This window comes from Pseudomonas lyxosi (assembly GCF_047758685.1).
GTDB classification, from domain to species: domain Bacteria; phylum Pseudomonadota; class Gammaproteobacteria; order Pseudomonadales; family Pseudomonadaceae; genus Aquipseudomonas; species Aquipseudomonas lyxosi.
Genome location: NZ_CP180481.1, coordinates 5,060,481 through 5,073,674 on the forward strand (window position 1 = coordinate 5,060,481; position 13,194 = coordinate 5,073,674).

A 13,194-nucleotide genomic window follows, 5' to 3' on the forward strand; every position below is an offset into this window, starting at 1 on the left:
TGTGTCAGCACAACAGGTACAAAAATGCCCCGAAACACTCGGGGCATTTTCTCAATTAGAAGAAGTAACTCAGCCTCAAGCTACCGCTCCAATCCTGACTGACCGTTGTTCCTTTGCTGCCACCCACCTGGCCGGAAACCTGCCAGTTGCGTTGCGCCGGTGTCCACTTCAAGCCGGCGCCATATTCGATAGAGCTGCTGGCGCGATCATCATCGAAGCTGTCGTCGTTGATCTTGACCTCGTTGGTTTTCACAAACTCATGATTGACCGCGGTGGACAGGCTCGGCTCTAGAAGGCTGCCGTTGTCGAGGGTGATGACACGCCCACCACGGACACCCACCTTGCCTTGAAAGGAACGCATGGTATCGGCTTTGACTTCGAGACCATTGTCGAGCCTGTAGCGCTCGCTTTGGATGACCCCCGTCGAGACCTGTACTTGAGGCTCGACAAAATAATCATCCTTGAGACGGATGTGCTTGCCTACGGCCACCGACCCACTGGCGCCCAAGGCCCTGTAATCACCCTTGGCCCGGGTGCCATCACTCATGGTGACCTTGGCCTTGTTATCGAACTGGTTGATCTTGGCCATGACATTGACGAATACACCGCTTTCAACATCGAACGTGCTGCCGTAAACACCGGCATTCAGGCTGTCGACGGTGGCGCTGGAGCCGTATTTGAGATCCATTTTGGTATGGCTTGTTCCGACAAATCCGCCCAGCACCCACGACCTGCCAACAAGATCCACTGTTGTGTCGGCACCACCAGTAATTCCGGTCTGATTCTGGGTGTAGCCATCACCATAGGCGTTACCAACGTTGTACTGGTTGCCATAAGTGCGAACCCAGACACTGTTGCTGAGGTTTTTCACCGAGCTGTCGTTCATCGAGCGCATCGATGCTTCCGGTCGGACGCTCAGGCTCCGGTCTCCCAATTGGTCGCTAAGCATGGCCCCTTCAGCATTCAGAACACTGCGCGCACTCCCGGCCAGGGCCAACGCAGTATTACTAGAGGTACTGACCGTTTCCTTATCTGGATTCAGGTACAAACCCTGACCTTCCCTGGCCAATCGGTACACAAACGTACCTGCGTCCACGGTTTCACGACCGCCCAGCGAGAAGCTCGCGTCGCCAGCGGCGATAGTACCGACCTTCACCGCTTCAGACGTGACAGGTGTCGTACCGGTAGCGCTGATCTGCAGTTGATGTTGCCCGCTCGCATTGCCGGTGACGTTCAGGAAATCGGTGTCACCGTTGCCCAGATCGCTGCCCATCACAAACGTACCCTTACCGGAAAGATCACCCACGTTCAGTTGCTGGAACTGCTCGTTGGAACCCATGCGAACCACGCCGTCATTCAGGGCAAGACGTTGCACGTTACTGTCACCGGTCATCACCCACTGCGCTGCGTTGTTGATATTGAGGTTGCCGGAATTGTTGATCTGGCCGGTCAGTACCGAACTGTTATCCAGCAGCACGATGCCATTGGTCTCCGTGTTGACGTCCCCGCTCATGCTGCTCGCATTGTTCAGCGCCAGACTGGCGACATTTTCGACATTGCCGTTGATCGCAGAGCCGTTGTTCAGGTCGACCGTGGCACCAGTGCCTGCAACGGCCAGCACATTGCCGTTCAATACGCTGCCGGTGTCGAGATTTACCCGCGAGCTGCCATTGGTACCCGTGTTGACGTCCCCGGTCATGCGGCTCGCATTGTTCAGCGACAGACTGGCGACATTTTCGACATTGCCGTTGATCACAGAGCCTTTGTTCAGGTCGACCGTGGCACCAGTGCCTGCAACGGCCAGCACATTGCCGTTCAATACGCTGCCGGTGTCGAGATTTACCCGCGAGCTGCCGTTGGTACCCGTGTTGACGTCCCCGGTCATGCGGCTCGCGTTGTTCAGCGACAAACTGGCGACATTTTCAACATTGCCGTTGATCGCAGAGCCGTTGTTCAGGTCGACCGTGGCACCAGTGCCTGCAACGGCCAGCACATTGCCGTTCAATACGCTGCGGGAGTCGAGATTTACCCGCGAGCTGCCATCGGTACCCGTGTTGACGTCCCCGGTCATGCTGCTCGCATTGTTCAGCGACAGACTGGCGACATTTTCGACATTGCCGTTGATCGCAGAGCCGTTGTTCAGGTCGACCGTGGCACCAGTGCCTGCAACGGCCAGCACATTGCCGTTCAATACGCTGCCGGTGTCGAGATTTACCCGCGAGCTGCCATCGGTACCCGTGTTGACGTCCCCGGTCATGCTGCTCGCATTGTTCAGCGACAGGCTGGCGACATTTTCGACATTGCCATTGATCGCAGAACCGTTGTTCAGATTGACCGTGGCACCAGTGCCTGCAACGGCCAGCACATTGCCGTTCAATACGCTGTGGGAGTCGAGATTTACCCGCGTAACGTTTTGAAGATTGCCTTCGATGGACGCGGCGTTTTGCATCGACAGCGCGACGGTACTGCCGGTGTCGACAATCACATTACCGCTCAAGGCACTGGCGTCGACGGTAAGGTTGGCCGCGGAGCGATTAGTCGCCTGCAACAGCGTGCCATTGCCACCCATCAGTTCAGTGCTGCCGAGGACATTGATGTTGGCGACTGTGCCGGGGGCCCCGGACGAACCCAGAACGATTGCCGACCCCGTTCCGCCCGTCACGCGGGTATTGTTGAGTGTTACCGTGCTGGCGTTGGCACCGGTATTGTCGGTAATGATTTGCAGGCCATCCTTCCCACCAGTAATCGTGCTGTCCGTCGCCGATAGCGTTGCGCCGCCCAATTGCACGCCGTAGCTGGTGGCACTTGTGCCGCGAACGGTTGAGTTTTCGAGGTTCAACACCGCAAAACCAACGGCATTGACGCCGCCTGGAGCGCCGGTGATTACACTTCCACCGGTGACCGTGGCGCTTGATGAGGCTGGGGTGTTGATGTTGCGTCCTAACAAAAGCCCAAAACTGTTGGTGCTGGTGATCGTGCTGAAGTCGATAGTGGCAGAACTATCGATCAGCTGAATTGCCCCCCTTCCGGCAGCGCTGTCGACTGTAGCCCCCGAGAGATTCAAGGCCGAGGTATTGGCATCTATGCGAAGGCTCTGGCCACCATTGAAAACGACATTTGCACGTTGTGCGCTGATTGTAAGAGCCTTCCCCCCCTCGATAGTAAGCGTTCCGCCATTGGAAACACCCCAGTTCTCAAGGGGAGATGCATTGTTGACTGTGGCGCTGTCACCGGGTGGAAGTATTGCAGCGAAAGCGTTGGAAGAAACTAAAACTACGGAACTGAGTAAACCAGCGGCTGTGCCACCGCGAACCAAACACGAAATACGAGACATTGTGTTTACCTGACAAAAAACGACACCGCAAAAATGATTTTTCCGACAGGATATAAAGATCCCTCCCAGAAAGCGTCCGACAGAATAGTTACCGACCCCCGCCCTGAATGTAGGAATAATCCTGCATGCAAAGCGGAAAATCCGAGCGCTGTTGTGCGTTAATTCGCTAATGTCGCTGCGACACATAACGACATCTGCCAAGGGAGATAACTCTCCCCTGACAGATTCGACCCTTGCTTTTGTTACGGCGCAGGAGGTGCAGGCAATCGATCGCAGTAATCGAAACTGGTATTAATGATGTCAAACGACTTGACCACCGGGTCCGAGGTCTGAACACCACCAATATCTGTTTCGTACCAATACTTGCCGAATGCTACTGCACCTTGTACTGGTTGGTTTAATTTGAACTTCGCAGCAGTACCCACCTGGGCAATATCAGGTGTACCGGCCGCCTTGATGGTGTAAGGCTGCGAGTCGCGAGTTCCCGGAACTTCGGTTGCCCCAGTAATATCGGTCACGCCAGCAAAGTAAACAGTGATATTTTTGCCTGTTGGCAAATTTACTGGATCTTTGGGGATGGTTACCGCCAACGTCCAGTTGGTCGTGGCATTATCCATTGCATAGCAAGCGATTTCATCACGACTGCGGACCCGGATGGTCGGATCTTTTAGCGGGATCTTTCTGGCGTTGACCACTACGCTCTGTAGTCTGGACTTAATTATGTTTTTATCGCTGCCCGCGAACTTGATCGTCCAGTAAGCCTCTACTGTGCCAGTTGGCAGCGCCTCAAGAAAAGCGGCCTCAACACCCGCCTCAAATTCGGTCTCACCTCCAAAGGGCTTGAATTCGCCGGCGATCTTACCGTCGATGTAAAATTCGATGTGTTCACCACCCACAATGGCCGGCAGACCAAACCATGCGGGGACTTTGATCTTGCCAGGCTTGTCTCGATCACCCGGTAGAATGGTGTTATCCGTATTGGAAGCGCCAGTCACCGTTACCAGGTCCAGATCAGGGTTGATCAGGTCAGGTAAATCAGGGTTTGTCGGGCCGGCGTGCACAAAGTCCAGATAAATAAAAATACCCGGGGCATCCACTATTTTCCCAGCCCGAACATGCTCGTACCAAATTTTTACTTCTTTAGGATCAGTGGCAGTGGCAAACAGCGTTGCAAGTTTGGCGTAATCAAGGGTGAAGTTTAAATCTGCGGTACCGAGCGGAAGCGGACCGAACTCAACGAACACCGTCGGATCAGCAGCATCTTCGACGATCAGTGTGATTTCATCCGTTGCGATACCATGCAGTGGTTGTCTGACCACCGCTAGAACCGGAGGAGCGCCGGCTACAAAGTCATCCAGATAAAGAGGAATGCTCTGGTCTGGATCGGTCTTGGGTACTTGCGGGGGGAGCAAAACAGGGTCCTGTGCAAGCCGAAGATCAAAAACAGGTGCAGCATCAGAGCGCAAGCTCAGGTTGCCAGGCAAATCCTGCCATTCGTACGAGTGAGAAACCCGTGTCAGATTTGGCAGTTTGCGTAGCTCGGCGGTGTCAACCTCAAACGCACCTGTTGTGGGAATCGCACCTTTGAAAACCTCAACGACGGTAGTTCCGGAACTCAGAAAATACCGAAGTTCATCATCAAGTCGCCGCAATGGGTAAGCGACGGGCACGATGCAAAGCAGTTTCGGGTTAGCTGTCATCCATGCCTCATCTACAATACGTCCCGGCGCTGCAGGCGGATTGGAAATGGTCACGGCTGGGGTTGGTTTGTTTTTTCGACGTGCGGGGGTTTTGACTTCGAACGGGGCTGTACGGTCGATGACAAACTCGATGACGTTCGAGTCATCGGCGTTACCACCACCCCCTTTAAAAAGCTCATAGCGAACTTCATAGCGGGTTGGCGCAGCAGGCGTTGGCTGTTCTGGAAACAGACTTGCATCCACTTCAAGTTCAACCGGGTATTGGCGTCCTGCTGCTGCTCCCAGCCTAAACGTCCCAGCTACTGTATCCGTGCCGCCCACGACCTTGAAATGAACATCAATTTCGTCGCCATCTTGTGGATCAGCAAAATTATTCGCCTTGAAAATTATCGTTCCCGAATCCAGAACGCTGACTGGAATAGAGTCATCTGCCAGTTTGTCGACAGACGCATCGACCGAAAGCACTCCGGAGCGCGCTGACATCAACCGAAGTATAGGAGGCAACATTTCATATTTCATTTTTGAAACTCCTTGTATACCAAATGAACTTACGCCTAAGCCATACGGCCCATTTTCTCCAGGGGTTACCCTATCGATCTTTACTAATCCTTTCTTGGATTCAGCAATCAGGCGACTGCCTCTGAACAGGCGACAAACAACAACTGCCGAGTCATTATCAATCAATGGTCTCACGTATTTTTCGAATGGAATCGTCTGCGAATAGCCTCTTTCAATATCATTCGAATTTAATTGCTTTGACCAAACACCCTCAGTGCCTTGCACTGGATTGCCACTGCCATTGAGACTGGAATATCCCGTCCAGTGCACTTCATTAACATCATCAACAAGAGCAATATTTCTACCGGGCGGAACAAACACAATGACCCCTTGGGTTAATGGCGGCACGGTGTTGTTATTGAGATACCCCCATAGCGTTGCATGAGGAAACTTTGGCTCTTTCATCACCAGCAAGGGTGTGTGATCGATGGTCAGTTTACGAAGGGGAGAATCATCCGAATTACCACCGCCGCGTTTCCAGACCCGGTATTGGACAAATGCAATTCCATCCATAGACATTTGTTGTGGTGATAACGGCACTTCAATATACGGGTCGTTTATCCTCGCGCGAAGCACATCATCGAAGATGATGGTCTGGAAGTTACCTTGCAGCCAAGTCACCACCAGTTGATCGTTGATTCCGGGATCCGCCCAAAGCGGAATAATAATGAGCGTGCCTTTTAATAGTAGCTCCAGAGGTACATGTCCGTCCGGATCGTTTTTATCCACACCATTGACAACCAGAGGATCAGCCAGAATACCAATAGAGCTGAGTTCTGATGATGGCGATTGTGAACTTGTCATAAATCAACTCCGGTCTGACTCTCGTGCAAATACATCGAAGACTCGTAAAACATTGCATGGAGAAATTAAGCGCTAGCGCTAACGTTTCGCCAACTGTCATATATGACAGGTTTTGCTACCGCTCGTCGGATACACCGCTGTTTTAACGTTTCCTATGGGGCTTCCTTCACTTGACGTAATACGGCAAGGTGGTGTTCTATGAAACCGGTTTCAGGAAACACCACCAATAACAAGAGTCCATGCCGTGAACGACTTCTCCGCCGCCCAACGCAGCCGCGTCACCATGCTCGACGTCGCCGAACACGCCGGTGTATCCAAAGCCAGCGTCTCGCGCTTCATCGGCGATGACCGCGCCCTGCTCTCCGATGCCATCGCCCTGCGCATCGAGCAGGCAATCGCCGAACTCGGCTATCGCCCGAACCAGATGGCCCGCGGTCTGAAACGTGGGCGAACCCGCCTGATCGGCATGCTGGTCGCCGATATCCGTAACCCTTATTCGATTGCCGTGATGCACGGGGTGGAAACCGCCTGCCGTCAGCACGGCTACAGCCTGGTGGTGTGCAACACCGACCGCGATGACGAGCAGGAACGCCAGCACCTGGCCCTGCTGCGCTCCTACAACATCGAAGGCTTGATCGTGAACACCCTCGGTCATCACCGCGACGAATTACGTGAACTGCATCGGGAAATGCCGCTGGTGCTGGTGGATCGCAAGGTCGAGCAGCTCGAGAGCGATCTGGTCGGGCTGGACAATCCTGCCGCCGTTGAAATGGCCCTCACCCATTTGCAGGAGCGCGGCTATCGCGATGTGCTGATGGTCTCCGAACCGTTTGATGGCACCAGTTCGCGGATTGAGCGGGTCAGCAGCTTCAAGGCGCAGATCGAACAACGTCCGACCCTGCGCAGCACCCTCGTCGAAACCGGTAGTGAACTGACCGCCAAACTGAAAACCTTCCTCGAAACACCCGGCCCCGGCCCGAAAGCGCTGTTCTGTGCCAACGGCATCGCCGCGTTGGCCAGCACCCATTCGTTGCGTGAACTGAAGTGCAACCTGTTCGAGGACGTCGGCCTGATCGCCCTCGATGATCTGGATTGGTACCCGCTGGTGGGCAGCGGGATCACCGCCCTCGCCCAGCCGACGGCCGAAATTGGTGCCAGCGCGTTCGAGTGTTTGCTCAAGCGTTTGCGCGGTGATGACGGGCCGGTGCGGACCCTGGATTTTTCGGCGCGGTTGATTGTGCGTGGGTCGACGAAAATCGCCACATAAGTCAGCAGCCCTATTTTTTTGAACAAAAATGAAACCGGTTTCAGAGGTATACAACAATGAATAAACCACCCGTTTCCATCAGCCTGTCGAGCTACGGCGCCGACCTTGTTCGCCAACGCGGCCAGGGATCGTTTATCGACGTGTTGGCCGCCGCGGGCGCCACGCGCATCGAATGGCGCGAAGAACTGCTGACCGTCGAAGACCCCGCCCAACTGGCCGATGCCACTCAGGCCCAAGGCCTCGAAAGCGTGTATTCCTCACCGATGGAATTGTGGCTGGCCGGCCAGTCCAAACCCAATCCCGAACTGATCTCTGCGTTACAGCGCGCCCAGGCATTCGGTGCCAAATGGCTGAAAGTGTCCCTGGGTTATTTCACCGACAACAGCGACCTCCAGACCTTGGCCCGCGTACTGGGCAAAAGTGCGGTGCAGTTGCTGGTGGAAAACGACCAGACCCTGCACGGCGGTCGCATCGAGCCCTTCCAACGATTTTTCGCTGACGTCGAGCAACACAACCTGCCGGTCAAAATGACCTTCGACATCGGCAACTGGCATTGGCAAGACCAGTCCGCCGCCAGCGCCGCGCGGTTGCTCGGTCGCCACGTCGGCTATGTGCACTGCAAAGCCGTGTCGCGTCGGGCCGACGGCAAACTGGTCGCCATACCGCCGACCGCCGGTGACCTGCATCTGTGGGAACAACTGCTGCGGCACATGGCCCAAGGCGTAATGCGGGCGGCGGAATATCCGCTGCAAGGCGACGACCTGGTGCAGTTGACCACCGAGCATGTCGCCACCCTCGCCCGCCTCGGTCAAACCCGTTTGGAGAGCGCTCATGTCTGAGATCGATATCCTGTCGTTCGGCGAAACCATGGCGATGTTCGTCGCCGAGCAGAACGGTGATTTGGCCGACGTCGGCCACTTCCACAAGCGTATTGCCGGGGCTGACAGCAATGTCGCCATTGGCTTGTCACGGTTGGGTTTTAATGTGGCCTGGTTGAGCCGGGTGGGCGCTGATTCGCTGGGACGGTTCGTGATCGACACCCTGGAAAAAGAAGGTCTGGATTGCAGTAACGTCGCCATAGACACCGCACACCCCACCGGTTTTCAACTCAAGTCACGCACCGACGATGGCAGCGATCCGGTGGTCGAGTACTTCCGCCGTGGGTCGGCGGCGAGTCATCTGTCGCGGCAGTCGATCGCGCCTGAATTACTGAACGCCCGACACTTGCACGCCACCGGCATTCCCCCGGCGCTGTCCGAAACGGCCCGGGAAATGTCTTTCGAGTTGATGACCCGCATGCGCGATGCCGGGCGTAGCGTGTCCTTCGACCCGAACCTGCGCCCGAGCTTGTGGGCCAGCGAACAACAGATGATTACCGAGATCAACCGACTCGCCGCCCTCGCCCATTGGGTGCTGCCGGGGTTGAGTGAAGGCCGCTTGTTGACCGGTTTTGAAGACCCGGCCGACATCGCGGCGTTTTACCTCGACCAGGGCGCTGAAGCCGTGGCGATCAAACTGGGCCCGCACGGTGCGTATTACCGCACGCATCTGGACCAGGGTTTCGTGGCGGGCGTGCCGGTGGAAACGGTGGTCGACACCGTCGGTGCCGGCGATGGATTTGCCGTCGGCATGATCAGCGCCCTGCTGGAAAACCACAGCTTTGCCGACGCCGTAAAGCGTGCCAACTGGATTGGCAGCCGCGCGGTGCAGAGCCGTGGGGATATGGAGGGGTTGCCAACCCGGGAAGAACTGCCACCGCCCTTAATTGATCGTTCCCACGCTCCTGCGTGGGAATGCAGCCCGTGACGCTCCGCGTCACAGGGGACGCGGAGCGTCCCTAGAGGCATTCCCACGCAGAGCGTGGGAACGATCTACGAATACCGTTACCTGCTGCGACAAAAACAACAAGCTCGGGAGCACCACTATGAAAACCGCAACACTCGCCGCCCGCCGCTGGTGGTACATCATGCCGATCGTGTTCATCACCTACAGCCTGGCGTACCTGGACCGCGCCAACTACGGGTTCGCTGCCGCCTCCGGGATGGCCGCCGACCTGATGATCACTCCGGGCCTGTCGTCGATGCTCGGCGCACTGTTCTTCCTTGGCTACTTCTTCTTCCAGGTGCCGGGCGCGATCTACGCCCAGAAGCACAGCGTCAAGAAGCTGATTTTCGTCAGCCTGATTCTCTGGGGTGGACTGGCCACGTTGACCGGGATCGTCTCCAACGCCTATTGGCTGATCGTCATTCGCTTCATGCTCGGCGTGGTCGAAGCCGCAGTGATGCCGGCGATGCTGGTGTACCTGTGCCACTGGTTCACCCGTGCCGAACGCTCGCGCGCCAACACCTTCCTGATCCTCGGCAACCCGGTGACCATGCTCTGGATGTCGGTGGTGTCGGGCTATCTGGTGCAGCATTTCAGCTGGCGCTGGATGTTCATCATCGAAGGTCTGCCAGCGGTGCTCTGGGCATTTATCTGGTGGCGCCTGGCCGATGACCGTCCCGCTCAAGCCAAGTGGCTGAGCGATCAAGAGAAGCAGGATCTGCAAAGCGCCCTGGCGGCCGAACAGGTCGGTATCAAAGCGGTGAAGAACTACGCCGAAGCCTTCCGCTCACCGAAAGTGATCATCCTGGCCCTGCAGTTTTTTTGCTGGAGCATTGGCGTTTACGGCTTCGTACTGTGGCTGCCGTCGATCCTCAAGGCCGGCGCGCAGATGGACATGATCGAGGCCGGCTGGCTCTCCTCGCTGCCGTATCTGGCGGCGGTGATCGGCATGTTGCTGGTGTCCTGGGGCTCGGACAAATTGCAAAAGCGCAAACGCTTTGTCTGGCCGCCGCTGCTGATCGCCTCGATTGCGTTCTACGGTTCCTACGCTCTGGGCGCTGAACACTTCTGGTGGTCCTACACCTTGTTGGTGATCGCGGGTGCCTGCATGTACGCACCTTACGGACCGTTTTTCGCCATCGTCCCGGAAATCCTGCCGGCCAACGTCGCGGGTGGCGCCATGGCGCTGATCAACAGCATGGGCGCGCTCGGTTCGTTTGGCGGTTCGTATCTGGTCGGTTACCTGAACAGCTCCACCGGCTCGCCGGGTGCTTCTTATCTGTTGATGAGCGGCGCGTTGATGCTCTCGGTGGTGCTGACGATTTTCCTCAAGCCCGGTGCCAGTGACCGGGTCGTGGCCAAGGCCGTTGTGCAACGGTCGACGGCTGCTCATTCCTGAATTGAAGTTGAGATGATGACGATGAAAAAGCAGGTTGTGCTGTACAAGAAACTCTCGCCGCTGCTGATGGCTCGCCTTCACGAGCAGACCGAGGTGACGCTGATCGACAACCTCAACGCCGACGGCCTGGCTTCGCTGCGCGAGGCCCTGCCCCGCGCCCACGGGTTACTCGGTGCGAGTCTGAAACTGGATGCCGGATTATTGGATCTGGCACCTGACCTGGAAGCCATCGCCAGCGTCTCCGTGGGGGTCGACAACTACGACATCGACTACCTGACCGAACGGCGGATCCTGCTCAGCAACACCCCGGACGTACTCACCGAAACCACGGCCGACACCGGTTTCGCGCTGATCCTGGCAACCGCCCGGCGCGTGGTGGAACTGGCGAACATGGTTCGCGCCGGCCAGTGGAACCGCAATGTCGGTCCCGCGCAATTCGGTACCGATGTGCACGGTAAAACCCTGGGCATCATTGGCATGGGGCGGATCGGTGAGGCCTTGGCCCAGCGTGGGCATTTCGGGTTTGGGATGCCGGTTATCTACCACAGCCACTCGCCGAAACCGGCGGTGGAACAGCGATTCGACGCGCAATACCGCAGCCTGCCGGAGCTGTTGCAGCAGGCGGATTTCGTTTGCCTGACATTGCCGCTGACCGCTGAAACCGAAGGGCTGATCGGCGCAGAGCAATTCGCCCTGATGCGCCCCGAAACCATCTTCATCAACATTTCACGGGGCAAGGTGGTGGACGAAGCGGCGCTGATTCAGGCCTTGCGTGACGGGCAGATTCGCGCTGCGGGGCTGGATGTGTTCGAACGCGAACCGCTGAACACTGACTCGCCACTGTTGCAGCTGAACAACGTGGTGGCGACGCCGCACATTGGCTCGGCGACGCATGAGACGCGGGAGGCGATGGCCGCCTGTGCGGTGGACAATCTGCTGGCGGCGCTGGCGGGTGAGCGGCCGGCGAATCTGGTGAATACGCAGGCGTGGAAATCCTGAGTAGACGATCGTTCCCACGCTCCGCGTGGGAATGCAGCCCGTGACGCTCTGCGTCACATGGGACGCGGAGCGTCCCTAGAGGCATTCCCACGCAGAGCGTGGGAACGATCGGGTTCGATCAGGCCCGGCGCGCCTCCAGAAGGTCCGCCGCACACAACGCTATCCGCTGGCACGCATCCGCCAGCTTCAGCTGATCCACCACCAACCCCAGTCGAATATGCCCCGCCGCACTCGGGCCGAACGCTTCACCCGCCAGCACCGACACGCCATAACCTTCCAGCAGCCGCTCGGCAAAACTCTGGGCACACAACCCGGTCTGGCGTACATCGATCATCACGAACATCCCGCCATCAGGCCGGATCGGCCGGATGCCCGGGCAATCCCTCAGGCTCGCGCACACCAGGTCGCGACGCTGGCGATACTCCTCGCGCATCAACGCCACTTCAGGCAGATCCTCATCCAGCGCCAATTGCGCGGCGTTCTGAATGAAATCCGGAATGCCAAACAGCATGCACAACGACAGGTGCACCAAATGTTCGGCCAAAGGTTTCGGCCCGATCACCCAGCCCACACGCCAACCGCTCATGGCGTGGGATTTGGACAGGCTATTGATGGTCGCCGTGCGCTCGGCCATGCCCGGCAGACTGGCCGGGCTGATGTGCTCGCCTTCGTACAACAGATCGCTGTAAACCTCATCGCTAATCAGCCACAGGTCGTGACGAACACACAGCGATGCCAGTTCCTGCCAGACCATCAGCGGCAAACTGGCGCCGGAAGGATTGTTCGGACTGTTGAGCAAAATGGCGCGGGTCTTGGGTGTGATCAGTGCCGCGACATCCGCCGGATCGACCCGAAAGCCGTTCTCGGGGCGCACCGCCACCGGCACCACTTTGGCGGCGCAGGCACCGAACACGCCTTCATAGGTCACGTACATCGGCTCGGCGACGATCACTTCATCGCCCGGGTCGAGCAGGCATTGCGCGACCGAATACACCGCACATTGCGCACCCGGCAGCACGATCACATGATCGGCATCCACTGCTTGACCACTGCGACGTCGATGGCGGTTGGCAATGCTGTCGCGCAACCCCCGACTGCCACGTACTGACGGGTAGTGGGTGTCACCGGCCAACAAGCTATCGATGCACGCCTGAACGATGGGCTGCGGCGTATCGAAGTCGGGATCGCCGATCGATAGCAGCAGCACATCAACGCCCTGCTCAAGTAATTCCAGTGCTCGGTCATGAATCTGCCAGGCTGCTGCGCCGTCACCGGCGATTCGTTTGGTCAGGGCTGAATAGCGCATGTA

General features: G+C 57.3%; 8 protein-coding genes. 5 read left to right on the forward strand and 3 right to left on the reverse strand.

What is annotated here, in order from left to right:
* Positions 1 to 55 precede the first annotated feature (55 nt).
* Both ACMXYI_RS23150 and ACMXYI_RS23155 read right to left on the reverse strand, forming a co-directional pair.
* The gene (locus ACMXYI_RS23150) at positions 56 to 3,535 is read right to left on the reverse strand and encodes an autotransporter outer membrane beta-barrel domain-containing protein (protein ID WP_415769245.1); all 3,480 of its coding nucleotides are present in this window, start codon (positions 3,533 to 3,535) and stop codon (positions 56 to 58) included.
* 41 nt (positions 3,536 to 3,576) lie between these two features.
* Entirely contained in the window at positions 3,577 to 6,396 is a 2,820-nt protein-coding gene (locus tag ACMXYI_RS23155; RefSeq protein ID WP_415769246.1) for a hypothetical protein, read from the reverse strand.
* Positions 6,397 to 6,640: 244 nt separating this feature from the next.
* Here ACMXYI_RS23155 and ACMXYI_RS23160 point away from each other — a divergent pair, with 244 nt between their 5' ends.
* The 5 genes from ACMXYI_RS23160 (at position 6,641) to ACMXYI_RS23180 (ending at position 11,885) form a co-directional block, all read left to right on the forward strand.
* Positions 6,641 to 7,663, forward strand: coding sequence for a LacI family DNA-binding transcriptional regulator (locus ACMXYI_RS23160; protein WP_415769247.1), 1,023 nt, complete (start codon positions 6,641 to 6,643; stop codon positions 7,661 to 7,663).
* 56 nt (positions 7,664 to 7,719) lie between these two features.
* Positions 7,720 to 8,502, forward strand: coding sequence for a sugar phosphate isomerase/epimerase family protein (locus ACMXYI_RS23165; RefSeq protein WP_415769248.1), 783 nt, complete (start codon positions 7,720 to 7,722; stop codon positions 8,500 to 8,502).
* The gene (locus ACMXYI_RS23170) at positions 8,495 to 9,469 is read left to right on the forward strand and encodes a sugar kinase (RefSeq protein WP_415769249.1); all 975 of its coding nucleotides are present in this window, start codon (positions 8,495 to 8,497) and stop codon (positions 9,467 to 9,469) included. The genes ACMXYI_RS23165 and ACMXYI_RS23170 overlap by 8 nt, the downstream gene beginning before the upstream one ends.
* 118 nt (positions 9,470 to 9,587) lie before the next feature.
* Positions 9,588 to 10,886 (forward strand): MFS transporter, encoded by a 1,299-nt coding sequence (locus ACMXYI_RS23175; protein ID WP_415769250.1) that lies wholly within the window; start codon positions 9,588 to 9,590, stop codon positions 10,884 to 10,886.
* 21 nt (positions 10,887 to 10,907) lie between these two features.
* Positions 10,908 to 11,885 (forward strand): NAD(P)-dependent oxidoreductase, encoded by a 978-nt coding sequence (locus tag ACMXYI_RS23180; RefSeq protein ID WP_415769251.1) that lies wholly within the window; start codon positions 10,908 to 10,910, stop codon positions 11,883 to 11,885.
* A gap of 118 nt (positions 11,886 to 12,003) precedes the next feature.
* Here ACMXYI_RS23180 and ACMXYI_RS23185 read toward each other — a convergent pair whose 3' ends face one another.
* Complete coding sequence (locus ACMXYI_RS23185) at positions 12,004 to 13,191, reverse strand: pyridoxal phosphate-dependent aminotransferase (RefSeq protein ID WP_415769252.1); 1,188 nt, start codon at positions 13,189 to 13,191, stop codon at positions 12,004 to 12,006.
* Between the last annotated feature and the right edge of the window lie 3 nt (positions 13,192 to 13,194).